Annotated in this window: 17 protein-coding genes; 13 read left to right on the top strand and 4 right to left on the bottom strand. The window is 68.3% G+C overall.

Annotation, left to right across the window (positions count from 1 at the left end; all coding sequences use genetic code 11):
* The first annotated feature begins 240 nt into the window (after positions 1-240).
* Together D7Y04_RS24570 and D7Y04_RS24575 are read left to right on the top strand one after the other, a co-directional pair.
* A complete protein-coding gene (locus D7Y04_RS24570; RefSeq protein WP_171809648.1) occupies positions 241-2,598 on the top strand; it encodes a ribonucleoside-diphosphate reductase subunit alpha in 2,358 nt (785 codons plus the stop codon).
* A 63-nt stretch (positions 2,599-2,661) separates the two neighbouring features.
* Positions 2,662-3,672, top strand: a complete 1,011-nt coding sequence (locus tag D7Y04_RS24575) for a ribonucleotide-diphosphate reductase subunit beta (protein ID WP_121760863.1) — start codon at positions 2,662-2,664, stop codon at positions 3,670-3,672.
* Positions 3,673-3,749: 77 nt separating this feature from the next.
* Here D7Y04_RS24575 and aqpZ read toward each other — a convergent pair whose 3' ends face one another.
* From aqpZ to D7Y04_RS24595, 4 genes are all read right to left on the bottom strand, one after another.
* Entirely contained in the window at positions 3,750-4,574 is an 825-nt protein-coding gene (gene aqpZ, locus D7Y04_RS24580) for an aquaporin Z (RefSeq protein ID WP_121760864.1), read from the bottom strand.
* A gap of 161 nt (positions 4,575-4,735) precedes the next feature.
* Positions 4,736-5,272 carry a hypoxanthine phosphoribosyltransferase gene (gene hpt, locus D7Y04_RS24585; RefSeq protein ID WP_120598317.1) on the bottom strand — a complete coding sequence of 179 codons (537 nt, stop codon included), beginning with the start codon at positions 5,270-5,272 and terminating at the stop codon, positions 4,736-4,738.
* A 12-nt stretch (positions 5,273-5,284) separates the two neighbouring features.
* Complete coding sequence (locus tag D7Y04_RS24590) at positions 5,285-6,100, bottom strand: uracil phosphoribosyltransferase (protein ID WP_120598316.1); 816 nt, start codon at positions 6,098-6,100, stop codon at positions 5,285-5,287.
* 41 nt (positions 6,101-6,141) lie between these two features.
* The gene (locus D7Y04_RS24595; RefSeq protein WP_043321219.1) at positions 6,142-6,741 is read right to left on the bottom strand and encodes a thymidine kinase; all 600 of its coding nucleotides are present in this window, start codon (positions 6,739-6,741) and stop codon (positions 6,142-6,144) included.
* A gap of 195 nt (positions 6,742-6,936) precedes the next feature.
* Here D7Y04_RS24595 and D7Y04_RS24600 point away from each other — a divergent pair, with 195 nt between their 5' ends.
* From D7Y04_RS24600 to D7Y04_RS24650, 11 genes are all read left to right on the top strand, one after another.
* Entirely contained in the window at positions 6,937-7,308 is a 372-nt protein-coding gene (locus D7Y04_RS24600) for a DUF5658 family protein (RefSeq protein ID WP_121760865.1), read from the top strand.
* Between the two features lie 116 nt (positions 7,309-7,424).
* Positions 7,425-7,724, top strand: a complete 300-nt coding sequence (gene spoVG, locus D7Y04_RS24605) for a septation regulator SpoVG (RefSeq protein ID WP_014395244.1) — start codon at positions 7,425-7,427, stop codon at positions 7,722-7,724.
* Positions 7,725-7,766: 42 nt separating this feature from the next.
* Positions 7,767-8,720 carry a ribose-phosphate pyrophosphokinase gene (locus tag D7Y04_RS24610; RefSeq protein WP_120579916.1) on the top strand — a complete coding sequence of 318 codons (954 nt, stop codon included), beginning with the start codon at positions 7,767-7,769 and terminating at the stop codon, positions 8,718-8,720.
* A 206-nt stretch (positions 8,721-8,926) separates the two neighbouring features.
* Complete coding sequence (locus tag D7Y04_RS24615) at positions 8,927-9,631, top strand: 50S ribosomal protein L25/general stress protein Ctc (RefSeq protein WP_120598314.1); 705 nt, start codon at positions 8,927-8,929, stop codon at positions 9,629-9,631.
* A gap of 111 nt (positions 9,632-9,742) precedes the next feature.
* Complete coding sequence (pth, locus tag D7Y04_RS24620; protein ID WP_120598313.1) at positions 9,743-10,318, top strand: aminoacyl-tRNA hydrolase; 576 nt, start codon at positions 9,743-9,745, stop codon at positions 10,316-10,318.
* Positions 10,319-10,593: 275 nt separating this feature from the next.
* Positions 10,594-11,070 (top strand): 30S ribosomal protein S6, encoded by a 477-nt coding sequence (gene rpsF / locus D7Y04_RS24625; RefSeq protein WP_120598312.1) that lies wholly within the window; start codon positions 10,594-10,596, stop codon positions 11,068-11,070.
* A 48-nt stretch (positions 11,071-11,118) separates the two neighbouring features.
* Positions 11,119-11,526, top strand: coding sequence for a 30S ribosomal protein S18 (gene rpsR / locus D7Y04_RS24630; protein WP_120524744.1), 408 nt, complete (start codon positions 11,119-11,121; stop codon positions 11,524-11,526).
* 30 nt (positions 11,527-11,556) lie between these two features.
* The gene (rplI, locus tag D7Y04_RS24635) at positions 11,557-12,000 is read left to right on the top strand and encodes a 50S ribosomal protein L9 (RefSeq protein WP_120598311.1); all 444 of its coding nucleotides are present in this window, start codon (positions 11,557-11,559) and stop codon (positions 11,998-12,000) included.
* Positions 12,001-12,195: 195 nt separating this feature from the next.
* A complete protein-coding gene (locus tag D7Y04_RS24640; protein ID WP_121760866.1) occupies positions 12,196-13,353 on the top strand; it encodes an acyltransferase in 1,158 nt (385 codons plus the stop codon).
* Positions 13,350-14,465 carry a sensor histidine kinase gene (locus tag D7Y04_RS24645; RefSeq protein ID WP_121760867.1) on the top strand — a complete coding sequence of 372 codons (1,116 nt, stop codon included), beginning with the start codon at positions 13,350-13,352 and terminating at the stop codon, positions 14,463-14,465. The genes D7Y04_RS24640 and D7Y04_RS24645 overlap by 4 nt, the downstream gene beginning before the upstream one ends.
* On the top strand, positions 14,462-15,232 hold the full coding sequence (locus D7Y04_RS24650; RefSeq protein ID WP_121760868.1) for a LytTR family DNA-binding domain-containing protein: 771 nt from the start codon (positions 14,462-14,464) through the stop codon (positions 15,230-15,232). Before D7Y04_RS24645 ends, D7Y04_RS24650 begins: the two co-directional genes overlap by 4 nt.
* The last annotated feature ends 155 nt before the right edge of the window (positions 15,233-15,387 follow it).

A 15,387-nucleotide genomic window follows, 5' to 3' on the forward strand; every position in this document is an offset into this window, starting at 1 on the left:
GTTGTCGCCAAGCCTGCGGATTCTGATCGGAAAGTAGTCCCTCCCTGTCATCTCCGGAGTCATCACCCACGGGGTCCGCCCACCCCCGGTGGCTCCGCTATTGCCTTGCCCGGAAGTGAGACGCCCGTGACCGTCCAGACGCCTTTCAAGCCGAACGCCGTCGCTTCGCCGCCCCCCGACTCCGCCACCGTGGCGCCCGCCACGCAGGCCCCGTCGGCCACCGGCGACTTCACCACCACCATGCGGGTGAAGAAGCGCAACGGCACGGCGGAGCCGGTGGACCTCAACAAGATCGTCCGCGCGGTGGGCAAGTCGTGCGTGGGCCTGTCGCGCGTGGACGTGATGCGCGTGGCCACCAAGACCATCAGCGGCCTGTATGACGGCGCCACCACGCGGGAGCTGGACAGCCTGTCCATCCAGACCGCCGCGGCGCTCATCGTGGAGGAGCCCGAGTACGCCCGGCTCTCCGCGCGCCTGCTCTCCACCTTCATGCAGAAGGAGGTCAGCAACCAGGACATCCAGTCCTTCAGCCAGTCCGTCGCCGCCGGCCACAAGCACGGCCTCATCGCGGACCGCCTGCTCACCTTCGTCCAGGCCAACGCGCGCAAGCTCAACGCCGCCATCGACCCGGTCCGCAACGACCTGTTCGAGTACTTCGGCCTGCGCACCGTCTACGACCGCTACCTGCTCAAGAACCCGCAGACGCGCGAAGTCATTGAAACGCCGCAGGACTTCTTCCTGCGCGTGGCGTGCTCCCTGTCCGGCGACAACGCGCGCGAGGCCATCGAGCTCTACCGCCTGTTCAGCTCGCTGGAGTACCTGCCCAGCTCCCCCACCCTGTTCAACTCCGGCACGCGCCACGAGCAGCTCTCCAGCTGCTTCCTCCTGGACTCGCCGGCGGACGAGCTGGACGCCATCTACAAGAAGTATTCGGACATCGCGATGCTGTCGAAGTTCAGCGGCGGCATCGGCGTGGCGTACCACCGCGTGCGCGCGCGCGGCTCGCTGATCAAGTCCACCAACGGCCACTCCAACGGCATCGTCCCGTGGCTCAAGACGCTGGACGCGTCCGTGGCGGCGGTGAACCAGGGCGGCAAGCGCAAGGGCGCGTGCTGCGTGTACCTGGAGACGTGGCACGCGGACATCGAGGACTTCCTCGAGCTGCGTGACAACACCGGTGACGAGGCCCGCCGCGCGCACAACCTGAACCTGGCCAACTGGGTGCCGGACCTCTTCATGCGCCGCGTGGAGGCCGACCAGGAGTGGAGCCTCTTCGACCCGAAGACGACGCCCCACCTCACCGACCTCTTCGGCGAGGCCTTCGAGAAGGCCTACGCGGAGGCCGAAGCGCAGGGCCACGCCGTGCGCAAGGTGAAGGCGCGCGACCTGTACGCCCGGATGATGAAGGTGCTGGCCCAGACGGGCAACGGCTGGATGACCTTCAAGGACATCTGCAACCGCAAGAGCAACCAGACGGGCCAGCCGGGCAACGTCATCCACCTGTCCAACCTGTGCACCGAAATCCTGGAGGTCACGAGCCAGGGTGAGACGGCGGTGTGCAACCTGGGTTCGCTCAACCTGGGCCGCATGGTGAAGGACGGGAAGTTCGACTTCGACCAGCTGCGCTCCAACGCGATGCTCGCGCTCAAGCAGTTGGACCGCGTCATCGACCTCAACTACTACCCCATCCCCACCGCCGCGGACTCCAACCGCCGCTGGCGCCCGGTGGGCCTGGGCCTGATGGGCCTCCAGGACGTCTTCTTCCAGCTGCGCCTGCCCTTCGACTCCGTCGAGGCGCGCAACCTGTCCAAGAAGATCTCCGAGGAGATCTACTACGCGGCGCTCGTGACCTCCTCCGACCTGGCGGAGCAGTTCGGCGCGCACCCGTCCTTCCCGGAGACGCGCGCGGCCAAGGGCGAGCTCCAGTTCGACAGCTGGGGCATCGTCCCGGAGGACACGCTGCGCTGGGACGCGCTGCGCTCGCGCATCATGAAGGTGGGCCTGCGCAACTCGCTGATGATCGCCATCGCGCCCACGGCCACCATCGCGTCCATCGCCGGCTGCTACGAGTGCATCGAGCCGCAGGTGTCCAACCTCTTCAAGCGCGAGACGCTGTCCGGTGACTTCCTCCAGGTGAACCGCTACCTGGTGCGCGACCTGCAGCAGCTGGGGCTCTGGAACGAGAGCACCCGCAACCGCATCAAGCTGGCCGAAGGCAGCGTGCAGGACCTCACCGAGCTGCCGGAGGCGCTGCGCGCCATCTACCGCACCGCGTGGGAGCTCCCCATGCGCGCGCTGCTGGACATGGGAGCGGACCGCGGCGCCTTCATCGACCAGAGCCAGTCGCTCAACCTCTTCGTGGAGACGCCCAACATCGGGAAGCTGTCCTCGATGTACTTCTACGCGTGGCAGAAGGGGCTGAAGACCACGTATTACATGCGCTCGCGCCCGGCGACCCGCATCGCCAAGGCCACCGTGGGCCAGGGCGGCCCGACGATGACGGCCGCCCCCACGCCCGCGCCGCAGGTGGTGACGGCGGAGGCGGAAGCGGTGGCGTGCTCGCTGGAGAACCCCGAGGCGTGCGAGGCCTGCCAGTAGTCCCCTGGCGGTCCCCCACCCCGCTGTCCCCTGTCGTCGTGTGAGTAAGGGAGTACCGAAGCAATGCTGCTTGATCCGGGAATGAACCTGACGCTGCGCCCCATGGCGTATCCCGTCTTCTTCGAGATGTACCGCAACGCCATCAAGAACACCTGGACGGTGGAGGAGATCGACTTCTCCACGGACCTGGTGGACCTGCGCTCGAAGATGACGGACGCGGAGCGTCACCTCATCCACCGGCTGGTGGCCTTCTTCGCCACGGGCGACTCCATCGTCGGCAACAACCTGGTGCTCAACCTCTACAAGCACCTGAACGCGCCCGAAGCGCGCATGTACCTGTCGCGCCAGCTCTACGAAGAGGCCCTGCACGTCCAGTTCTACCTGACGCTGCTGGACAGCTACGTGCCGGACCCGGCGGAGCGCGCCAAGGCCTTCGCGGCGGTGGACAACATCCCGTCCATCCAGCGCAAGGCGCGCTTCTGCATGAAGTGGATGGACAGCATCCAGGCGCTGGATCAGGTCCGCTCCAAGTCGGACCGCCGCCAGTTCCTCTTGAACCTCATCTGCTTCGCGGGCTGCATTGAAGGCCTCTTCTTCTTCGCGGCCTTCGCCTACGTGTACTTCCTGCGCAGCAAGGGTCTGCTGAACGGTCTGGCCGCGGGCACCAACTGGGTGTTCCGCGACGAGTCCGCCCACATGACCTTCGCCTTCGAGGCCATCAAGACCGCGCGCAAGGAAGAGCCGGACCTCTTCGACGCGGGCCTGGAGAAGGAAGTCGTGCAGATGATGCGCGACGCGGTGGAGTGCGAGACGCAGTTCGCCCAGGACCTGCTGAGCGGCGGCGTGATGGGCCTCTCCGTACAGGAGATGCGCGGCTACCTGGAGTACGTGGCCGACCAGCGCCTGCAGATGCTGGGCATCGCCCCCGTCTTCCACACCAAGAACCCGCTGCACTTCATGGACCTGCAGGACGTGCAGGAGCTCACCAACTTCTTCGAGCGCCGCGTGTCGTCCTACCAGGTCGCCGTGGGCGTGGGCGCCGCCAACGACGTCGTCTTCGACGCCGCCTTCTAGGCCCCCTCCCCCGCTTCACACACTCAAGGCCGTGCCCCGCGACGAAGCGAGGCACGGCCTTCGTGCTTCCAACCCTCTTAGACAGGACGCTCCACGTCGCGCTGGCCCGTCACGCGCTCCCGGCGCTCCTCGTCCGTGGCCTGCTCCGCGCGCGCGGCCGTAATCTGCACCGCCGGGCGGTTCACCAGCCGGTACACCGCGGACGCGAAGGCCGCCCCCAACAGCGGCGCGATGATGAACATCCACAGCTGGCGCAGGGCATCGCCACCCGCGAACAGCGCCGGGCCCAGGCTGCGCGCCGGGTTCACCGACGTGTTGGTGATGGGGATGCCCACCAGGTGGATGAGCGTCAGCACCAGGCCAATGGCCACGCCCGCGAAGCCCACCGGCGCCCGCGAGTCCGTGGCCCCCAGCACCGTCAGCACCAGCAGGAAGGTGAGCACCACCTCCGCGATGAAGGCCGCCCCGCCGCCGTAGCCCTCCGGCGACGCCACCCCGTAGCCATTGCTGCCCAGCCCCTCCGCGCCCGCGGAGTAGCCGCCCGGCGCGCCCTTCGCGATGAGCAGCACCACGCCCGCGGCGATGATGGCGCCCACGCACTGCGCGATGACGTAGCCAGCCAGGTGCCGCTTGTCGAACTTGCCCGCCATCATCAGGCCCACCGTCACGGCCGGGTTCACGTGGCAGCCGGAGATGGGACCAATCGTGTAGACCATGGCCAGCAGCGACAGCCCGAAGGCGAAGGCCACGCCCAGGAAGCCGATGCGGTCGCCCGCCAGCACCGCCGCCCCGACACCGCCGAGCACCAGCACGAAGGTGCCCACCGCTTCCGCCAGGTACTTCTGCATCGCGTCGCCGTTGGCGGGGGCCGTCCGGGCGGCCCTCTCGTTTCCGTCTCGCATGTTCAAGCCTCCTCAGGGGTCCAGAGGAGAGGCTGTGCATGCGTGCGCCCCACAACGCGTGAGGGCCCTGCACACGGCCGCCGTGCGGCGCGTGGACAAGGCCCTCGCAGTCCCGAGGCCCCCACCCCGAAGGGAGGGCACCCGAGCCCATCAGGCGTTTCTCAGACGTGCTTCCAGATGCCGATGAACGGCAGGTTCCGGTACTTCTCGCCGTAGTCCAGGCCGTACCCGACGACGAACTTGTCCTCGATGACGAAGCCCTTGTAGTCGATGTCCACCTTCGTCTTGGCCCGCGCGGGCTTCTCCAGCAGCGAGCAGATCTTCACCGACGCCGGGTGGCGCGCCCGGAGGTTCTCCAGGAGGAAGCTCATGGTGAGCCCCGTGTCGATGATGTCCTCGATGATGAGCAGGTGCTTGCCCGCCATCGGCTTGGACACGTCCGTGGTGATGCGCACCTCGCCCGTGGACTCCGTGCCGCCGTGGTAGCTGGACACGCCCAGGAACTCGAGCGTCAGCGGCAAATCAATGGCGCGCGCCAGGTCGATGGCGAAGAACGCGGAGCCCTTGAGCACGCAGATGAGCGTCAGCTCCTTGCCCTCGTAGTCGCGGGTAATCTGCGCGCCCAGCTCCTTCACGCGCGCCTGCACGGCCTCCTCGGAGATGAGGACGCCGACATCCTTCTCGTGGAACGTCGTCACCGGGTGCTCCCTCTACACGTAGGCGTTGTTCATGATCTCCCCGAAGCCGCCGCCGCCGGGGACGATGTACTGACGGTCATCCAGGCCCCGCTCCTTCTCCCAGAGCAGGCCCGGCGCGGTGCCGAACACCTCCGGCGGGGACAGGCCGCGGTCCAGACGGAGCGCGTAGATGATGACGTCCGGGTGCTCCGTCGTCATCCGGCGCAGGTACTCCGGCGTGACGATGAGGTTGAGCGTGATGATGCGCCGGGCCTTCCCGGGCACCCGCGTCTTGTACAGCTGGATGGCCGTGGCCAGGCTGCCGCCCGTGGCCCCCATGGGGTCCGGGAACAGCACGAACGCGTCATCCACGTCCCCGCCAATCTTCGCGCCGCCAATCTCCGAACCCACCACCGCCTGGGCCGCGTCGATCATCCGGCTCATGATGATGTGGTCCTGGCGCACCAGGGACGGGTCCACCGTGAAGTTGAGCAGGTCATACGTCACCTGCGACGGCAGCGTGCCCGCCCGCGCGATGTTCACCGTCACCACGCGCAGCTGCGGGTCCACCACCTCGCCCTGGTAGATGCCCAGGGGCGTGGAGTCGATCATGCGGGTGGGAATGGTCACCATCTTGCGCGGGAACTCCGCGTTGATGACCGTCTTCACCAGGTCCGTGTAGAGCTGCTCCACCAGCCGGTTGATCTGCGGCTGCAGCGTGCCCTTGGCGCACAGCGTGGCCAGCTGGGAGAGGAGAAACGGATTGCCCACCAGGTGGACGTTGGCCCCATAGTGGTGGGCCATCTCGTTCAACTTGAACGGCACGTTCGCGTAGAGAGTGTCGCGCATCGGATGGGGCTCCCGCGCCGGTGACAGGCGGATTGAGGCTTTCAGTCGAACAGCTTCAGCGTCTGCGGAGGACTCGCCTCCGCGGGTTCCGCCACGTGACACTTGCGGCAGCGCGGCTCGTAGGCACCCGCCGCGCCCACCACCACCCGCTCCTCGCTGCCAATGATGCGCTGCGAACGGTTGGCCGGGTTCCCGCACACCGCGCAGATGGCCAGTTCCTTCGTCACGTACTCCGCCACCGCCATCAGCTGCGGCATCGGCTCGAAGGGGCGCCCCTGGTAGTCCTGGTCCAGGCCCGCGCAGATGACGCGCATGCCCCGTTGGGCGAGCGCCTCGCACACCTGCACCACTTCTCCGCCCAGGAACTGCACCTCATCGATGCCCACCACCTGCGTGTCGGGGGACAGGTGCCGGAAAATTTCTTCAGCCCTTTCGATAGGCAGGGACGTCAATTTCAACTGGCTGTGGCTGACCACCTGCGTGTCGTCGTAGCGGGTGTCGATGCGCGGCTTGAACACGCGGACCTTCTGCCGGCCGTACAGCGCGCGCTTGACGCGGCGGATCAACTCCTCCGTCTTGCCGGAGAACATCGATCCGCAGATGACCTCTATCCACCCGATATCTTTGGGGAATTGATGCAATGGGCACTCGTCTCGGTGTGGCTGGGCGGGGCGAATCTCCGCGACCCACCCCTTCCCGTCAATTTCGTTTCCAGGCCGGCAAGCCCCCGCCTCCGCCGCCTGCCCGGCTGCTTCCCATGAAGTCCCGGAAGCCCTGGCAAGGGATTTGAATAGCCCTGGCTCCAGGTACCAGGACGGGAACCTTGGGGGTGGGGCGTGGCGGCGACGGCGAATGAGGTGCAGGCGGGGAGTTGGACGCAGCAGGCTTCTTTCTACATGTCACCGGCGTCGGTGGCGCTGCTGATGCTGAACCTGTTGGACGGGCTGTTCACCCTGCTCTTCCTGCAGCTGGGGGTGGCGGAGGAGCTCAACCCGGTGATGCGCGTGGCGTACGAGCAGTCACCGCTGCTCTTCATGTTCTCCAAGCTGCTCATCGTGAACGCGGGGCTGTGCCTGCTGTGCCTGCACCGCCGGCTCAAGGCCAGCCGCTTCGCCATCCGCGCGGGCGCCATCGTCTACGCCATCATCGTCGTCTATCACCTGGCCTTCCTCGCCCACCTGGTGAGTCATTGGCCCTTCGGGGCATGACGGCTGGAGGCCCAGTGAACGGTCCCCAGCGCGACAGGTAGGGGGTGCTTGCTTTTCACCTTCAGTCTGTCCCAGGCTTCCCCGTAGCTCCGGCCTTCCAGGTTCGGGGGGGGACCATGAACATCACCGACGTCCGGGTGTTTCCGGTCGAAGAGGACAAGCTCAAGGCGTACGTCACCATCACCCTGGATCACTGCTTCGTCGTGCGCGACCTGAAGGTGATCCACGGCTCCACCGGGCTCTTCATCGCGATGCCCGCGAAAAAACGGAAGGACGGGACCTACAAGGACATCGCCCATCCGTTGAACGCGGACACGCGAAGCCAGATGGAGCGGGTCATCCTCATCGAGTACGAGAAACACCTTCACCAGGCGCAGAACGGGACGCTCGGTCCCGTGGCGGCTGAACTCGACTAACGAACTTCCATTCGGGGCGCGCACGGGTTAGTCAGCGCCCCCATGCAGCCGTCGCGTGACTTCAAGGTGTTCGCCGGGAACTCGAACCCGGCGTTGGCGCAGCGCATCTGCGAATACCTCCAGCGGCCCCTGGGCAACGCGGTGGTGGACACGTTCTCCGACGGGGAGATCCACGTCGAAATCGGCGAGAACGTGCGTGGGCAGGACGTGTTCATCGTCCAGTCCACCTGCCCGCCGACGAATCACCACCTGATGGAGCTGTTGATCATGTGCGACGCCCTCAAGCGGGCGAGCGCAGGCTCCATCACCGCCGTGATGCCGTACTACGGCTACGCGAGGCAGGACCGGAAGGTGGCGGCCCGCACGCCCATCACCGCGAAGCTGGTGGCGGACATGCTGGAGGTCGCGGGCGTCAACCGGGTGGTGTCCATGGACATGCACGCCGGGCAGATCCAGGGCTTCTTCAACATGCCCTCGGATCATCTCTACGGCTCGCCGGTGTTCCTGGAGGACATCCGCAAGCGCTTCACGGAGTCGAGCGAGCTGGTCATCGTCAGCCCGGACGCCGGCGGCGTGGAGCGCGCGCGCGCCTACTCCAAGCGGCTGAACACGGGGCTGGCCATCATCGACAAGCGCCGCCCGCGCCCCAACGCCTCGGAGGTGATGAACCTCATTGGCGACGTGAACGGCAAGGACGCCATCCTGGTGGACGACATGGTGGACACCGCGGGCACGCTCGCCCAGGCGGCCCTCGCGCTGAAGGACAAGGGCGCGCGCCGGGTGCTCGCGTACGCGGTGCACCCCATCCTGTCCGGCCCCGCCATCCAGCGCATCACCGACTCCGTCCTGGAGGAGGTCGTCTTCACGGACACGGTGCCGCTCGCGGCCAACGCCAAGGCGTGCCCGAAGATCCGCGCCCTGCAGACGGACGCCCTCTTCGGGGAAGCCATCGCGCGCATCCACCGCGCGGACTCGCTGAGCTCGCTGTTCGTCTGAAGTCCGTCCGAGCTTGAGAGCCGCCTGGAGTCCGGGCGGCTTGACGAAGGACCCCGGGGGCTGGCATGTCCGGCCCCCTCCACCGGTTCCATGGGCCCGTCACAACGGCCCGGGCGCCGTCTTCGGGGCCCACCATGGGGGTGGGATGCCGAGGGCGCCCAGACGCCGGTGAACACCGCGGTACCCACCGAAAAAGAGAGATTTCCATGGCCACCGACAAGAGCACCCTCGAAGCGCAGGCCCGTGAAGGTTCCGGCAAGGGCATTGCCCGCCGCCTGCGTGCGTCCGGCCAGGTTCCCGCCGTCGTCTACGGCAAGCACCTGAAGGCGCCGCTGCACATCTCCGTGGACCCCAAGGCCATCCGCACGGCCATCAACACCCCGCACAAGCTGAACACGCTCATCCAGCTGAAGCTGGCCGGCAATGAGCAGCAGGTCCTGCTGAAGGACTACCAGATGGATCCGCTCACCCGCGACATCCTGCACGCGGACTTCATCGCCGTGAGCGAGAAGGAGCAGGTCAAGGTGAACCTGCCCGTCGTGCTCACCGGCAAGGCCCCGGGCGTGGCGGAGGGCGGTCTGCTCACGCAGATCCGCCGCAACCTGGAGGTATGGGCGCTCCCCGGCGCCATCCCGCTCCAGATTGAAGTGGACGTCAGCAATCTGCAGATCGCGGAAGCCATCCACGTGAACGACGTGAAGCTCCCCGAGGGCGTGTCCGTGAAGACGCACGTCAACTACACCATCGCGGTCCTCGCCGCGCCGGAAGCGGCGGAGGCGGCTCCGGCTGCTGCCGCGGCGGCGGCTGCTGCCCCGGCGGCGGGCAAGGCGGCGGACGCGAAGGCGGGCGACGCGAAGGCCCCCGCGGCGGCCGCGGCGAAGGCCCCGGCGAAGGCCCCGGCGAAGAAGTAGTCCTCTTCCACCGTTCGGTATCTCCTCGCGGGGCGGGCCTCTTCCAGGGCCTGCCCCGCTGTCTTTCCGGCCGTGGCGCCCCAAGCATCCGGCCCTCCTCTGGAGCCTTCCATGAAGCTCATCTGCGGGCTGGGCAACCCCGGGCGCGAATACGAGCGCCACCGCCACAACGTCGGGTTCATGGTGGTGGACGCGCTCCTGTCGCGCGCACGCGCGGAGCTCACCCAGGACAAGTTCCAGGCGCGGGTGGGCCAGGGAAGCCTGGGCGGCGAGCGCATCCTCTTCGTGGAGCCGCAGACGTACATGAACCTGTCCGGCCGCTCCGTGGCGGAGGCCGCGCGCTTCTACAAGATCGAAGTGCAGGACGTGCTCGTGGTTCACGACGAGCTGGACCTGCCCTTCGGGAGGCTGCAGCTCAAGGCGGGCGGCGGCGCGGGCGGGCACAACGGGCTCAAGAGCATGGTGCAATGCCTGGGCGAGGACGCCTTCATCCGCGTGCGGGTGGGCATTGGCAAGCCGGAGGGCCCCAACGCCAAGGAGCGCGTGGCGGGCTACGTCCTGTCCAACTTCGACGACGGCGAGCGCCGCCAGTTGGAGGAGCTCGTCGGGAAGGCGGCGGACATGGCGGAGAGCTGGGTGCGCGACGGGCTCTCCACGGCGATGAACCGCCACAACCGCAAGGCCTGAAGCGCGGGGCCGGCCGCCTGCCCGCCGGTTGCCCCCCTGGCTCCCCTTGACTTTCCAGGAGGGGTCCTCTTAGAAGCCCCTTCCCCCGGAGTGCGTCCCACGCTTTCCGGTGGATGTTCTTTCAAAGCTTCCCGTGTTCACGCACGGGCCAAGGCGCGATGGTGACGGGCGCGCGAGAGGATTTCCCGTCCCCGGTGGTGGCCTTCGAGGGCCTCCGGCCGTTTCCCCGCTCCCCGGATGGTCCGGGGGGCACTCGACCCCAAGGGGAGAGAAACATGGCAGAGACGCAGGCCGCCAAGCGGCTTCGTGAGTACGAGACCATCTTCCTGGTCAAGCCGGACGTGACCGACGACAACGTGGACAAGCTCAAGGAGCGCGTCCGCACCATCGTCTCGCGTGAGGGCGGCAAGGTCCTCCGCTTCACGGTGTGGGGGAAGAAGAAGACCCTGTTCCCCGTGGCCAAGCAGCCCCGCGCCATCTACGTCCACACGAGCTTCCTGGGTGACGGCAAGCTGGTGGCGGAGATCGAGCGCAACCTGCGCAACCTCGACGACGTCACGCGCTACATCTCCGTGAAGATCGCGGACGAGGTGGATCCCGAGTCCCGTCCGGTGCTCGAGGACCTCAAGCTGGCCGGCGACGTCGAGGAGGCCCGTCCGGGCGCTCCCGTCGAGCGCGAGGGTGGCTTCCGCAGCGAGACGCCCGAGTTCGCGGGTGGCGATTCGGAAGAGGAGTCCACGGAGGAGGCGTAACGCCTCTGACGGGACCTTCACCCAACCTTCCAGGAAACGAGAACGTTCATGAGCAACGGCATGGATAGCAAGCAGGGCGCGGGCGCTTCCCGCGGCCCCGGTGGCGGTGGCGGCGGCTACGGCGGCGGTTCGCGCGGTGGCGACCGTGGTGGCGATCGCGGCGGTGACCGCGACCGTGGTGGTGATCGTGGCGACCGCGGCGGCATGGGCGGCGACGACGACAAGCGCGGTGGTCGCGGCTTCGGCCGCAAGAAGGTCTGCCGGTTCTGCGCGGAGAAGAACGCGTCGGTGGACTTCAAGGACCAGGCGACGCTGAAGTACTTCGTCACCGAGCGCGGCAAGATCATCCCCCGCCGCATCTCCGGCAACTGCGCGAAGCACCAGCGTGAGGTGGCGGTGGCCATCAAGCGCGCCCGCGGCATCGCGCTCCTCCCCTACAACGCGGTGGTCGGCTAGTCGCCGGTCCGCAACACAGGAGACAGGAACATGAAGGTCATTCTGCGTGAGGACATCGACAACCTCGGCAAGTCCGGCGAGCTCGTCACGGTGAAGGACGGCTTCGGCCGCAATTTCCTTCTGCCGCGCAAGAAGGCGGTCCTGGCCAGCGCACAGAACATGCGCCAGCTGGAGCACGAGAAGTCCGTGCAGACCGCGCGCAGCGCCAAGCTGAAGGGCGCCGCCGACGAGCAGGCCAAGAAGCTGGGCAACGTCAAGGTCACCATCAAGCGCAAGGTGGGCGAGCAGGACAAGCTGTTCGGCTCCGTCACGGTGCTGGACATCGCCGAGGCGCTCGCGGCCCAGGGCCAGCAGGTGGATCGCCGCCAGTTGCACCTGGCCGAGCCCATCAAGTCGCTGGGCAACTACGAAGTGGAGCTCCGCCTGCACCGCGAGGTGACGGCGAAGATCAAGGTCGACGTGGTGGCCGAGTAGTCCACCGCATCACCTGAAGCGCTCCATCGCTTCAAGGGAAGGGCCGTCCGGGCAACCGGGCGGCCCTTTTCGCGTCTCCGGGGCGGAGGCCGTCCGGCTCGCGCCGCTGGCGGTCCGTTTCACGGCATCCGCGTGGCTGCAGGGCCCCAGGCATGGGTACTTCAGCGGCGGACACCGCCTGGAGGTCCCCGCCACATGAGCACCCCACTCCGCCCCGCCGCCGCGCACCACCCCGACCTGGACTGGCTCCGGGTGCTGGCCATCGTGGTGCTGCACCTGTTCCACACCGGGATGATGTTCAACACCTGGGAGTGGCACATCAAGAGCCCCCAGGCGCTGCCGGTGCTGGAGCCTGTGATGTCCGTGCTGCATCTGGTGCGCATGCCGCTGCTGATGGTCATCTCCGGCGCGGGCACCGCGTTCGCGCTCCGGCGGCGCTCCTTGAGGGCGTTCACGAAGGACCGGACGAAGCGGCTGTTGTTGCCGCTGGTGTTCGGCATGTTCGTGGTGGTGCCGCCGCAGATCTACGTGGAGCGGCTGTTCCAGGGCCGCATCCAGGGGAGCTACGCCGCGTTCTACCCGACGGTGTTCGACTTCGTGCCCTACCCCGCGGGCAGCTTCAGCTGGCACCATCTGTGGTTCGTGGCCTACCTGTTCGTCTACTGCCTCCTGGCCCTGCCCCTCTTCGCGGCGCTGCGCACGCAGGCCGGGGGGCGGTTCCTCGCGTGGGCGGACGCGTGGCTGTCGCGCGGGGTGAACGTGCTGTGGCTCGTGGTGCCGCTGGCGCTCAACCGGGTGCTGCTGCGCGACTTCCCGGAGACGCACGCGCTGCTGGATGATCCGCGCACGCTCATTCACTACGGACTGCTGTTCCTCTATGGCCACCTGCTGGGCCGCTGCCCGGGTGTGTGGGGCCGGCTGGTGGCGCTGCGCCACGTGCTGCTGGCCGTGGCGTTGGCGGCGCTCGTGGTGGAGCTGGTGTGGCCGTGGCCGGTGATGCCGGTGGTGCCCGCCATCATGGGGGGCACGGTGCTCATCTGGAGCGGGCTGCTGACGGCAATGGCCTGGGCGCGGCACCACGTGCGCACGGCCCCCGCGTGGCTTTCGCACGCGCAGGCGCTGTCGTATCCGTTCTACATCTTCCACCAGACGGTCATCATCTGCGTGGGCTACCTGTGCCTGCGCCTGCCAGTGGGTCCCTGGGCCATGCTGTTCGCGGTGCTCACGCTGTCCTTCGCCGCCACGCTGGCGCTGTGTGAAGGCGTGTCCCGCGTGTCCTGGCTCCGGCCGCTCTTCGGAATGAAGCCCCGCGCCGCGCGTCCGGCCGTCCTCACCCCGGAGGCCGTGGGGTGAGGGCCCGGGAGGACGTTCCATCCACGCGGTGGCGCTGGCCCCGGCTGCGCTTGCGCCCGGCGCTGAAGGTCCTGGCGTTCGGACTGGCCCTGGGGGTGTGGCAGGGCAGCGCGGTGCGGCTGATGCAGCTCATGCGGCCGCATCCGGGCCATTGGGCGCCGGCGTTCATCTGGGAGATGACCAGCGCGCTCGCCGTCACGCTGCTGCTCCCCGTCCTGATGACGGCGGTGCTCAACGCGCCGGCCCCACGCGTGGGCTGGACGCGCTTCCTGGGCATCCACGCGGCGGCGTTCAGCCTCTTCACGTCGCTGCACATCGCGCTGATGGCGGGGCTGCGGCATGGCATCTACGCGCTGCTGGAGCTGGGGGACTACGACCTGGGGCCTCCCCTGTACGCGCTCCCCATGGAGGCGCAGAAGGACCTGATTACCTACGGCCTGGGCTGCGCGGTCATCTCGCTCCTGTACGAGTGGCGGGAGCGGCAGGCCCGCGCGCTGCGCTCGGCGGAACTGGAGGGCGAGCTGCGGGCCGCGCAGCTCCAGTCGCTCACGGGCCAGCTGCACCCGCACTTCCTCTTCAACGCGCTGCACACCATCGGCTCGGTGATGTACGAGGATCTGCCGCGCACGGACCGGCTCCTGAGCGACCTGGGCCAGCTCTTGCGCGCGAGCCTGGAGCGCACCGAGCCCACCTGGACGCTGGCCGAGGAGCGCGGGCACACCGAGCGCTTCGTGGCATTGCTCGCGGCGCGCTTCGGCGACCGGTTGGACGTGCGCTGGGACGTGGCGCCGGGCCTGGAGTCCCAGCGCCTGCCCTGCTTCGCGTTGCAGACGCTGGTGGAGAACGCGGTGAAGCACAACCAGGACCTGCGCGGCGCGCTGGAGGTGCGCATCCGCGCGCGTGCTGAAACGGACCGCTGGGCGCTGGAGGTGGAGGACACCGGACGCGGCTTCGGGGCGCCCTCCCCTGCCTCCGGGCCCGGCGTGGGGCTGACGCAGTTGGAGCGCGTGCTCACGCTGCTGCACGGAGACAGGGCCCGGCTGGAGCGCGGCGCGGGGCCGGAGGGTGGCGCGCGCGTGACGGTGAGGCTGCCCCGGATGGAGGTCGCATGACGGTGTTCCGCGTGCTGGTGGTGGACGACGAGGCGCCCGCTCGCGCGAAGGTGAAGCGCCTGCTGGCGGACGACGCGCGCTTCACCTGCGTGGGCGAGGCCTCGGACGGCACGGAGGCGCTCGCGCGCATCGAGTCGCTGCGGCCGGACCTGGTGGTGCTGGACGTGCAGATGCCCGGCCTCACCGGCTTCGAGGTCCTGGAGACGCTCGGGCCGGACGCCTGCCCCGCCGTCATCTTCTCCACCGCCTACGAGCGCTTCGCGCTCCAGGCCTTCGAGGCCCACGCGGCGGACTACCTCCTCAAGCCCTATGACGCCGGCCGCTTCACCCGGGCGCTCGACAAGGCCCATGCGCTGCTGAGCGCGGGCACACACGGCTCCGGCGCGCTGGACGCCCTGCTCGCCACGGTGGCGAAGGCCCGCCCGGAACGCCCCCTGGAGCGGCTGGTGGTGAAGATGGGCGAGGGCTGGGTGCCCCTGCGCCTGGACACCGTGTGGCGCCTGTCGTCGGAGGACAAGTACGTGCGGCTCTTCACCGCCCAGGGCGAACACCTGGTGCGCCAGACGCTGCGGGCCCTGGAGGAGCGCCTGGACCCCACCCGCTTCGTGCGCGTGCACCGCGGCGACCTGGTGAACCTGGAGGCCGTGGCCCGGCTGGAGCCGTGGACGCATGGGGACGGCATCCTGGTGCTCAAGGACGGCTCCACGGTGATCCTCAGTCGCACCTACCGGGAGGCCTTCCTCCAGCAGTGGGGCGCCGCCGAATAGCCCGACGCGCGGGGTCGGTTCACCTGGAGGCCGGGCGGAGGTGCCACGGCGGGTCGCGGCATCCCTCCCGGACCTTCCGGTTGCTACAGGACTGTTGCAGGAAACTGGACGTCCGCTGGACCGTGTCAGACGCTGCCTGTAGAGGTTCCAAGCAG

This window comes from Corallococcus sp. AB038B, assembly GCF_003668955.1.
Lineage (GTDB): Bacteria > Myxococcota > Myxococcia > Myxococcales > Myxococcaceae > Corallococcus > Corallococcus exiguus.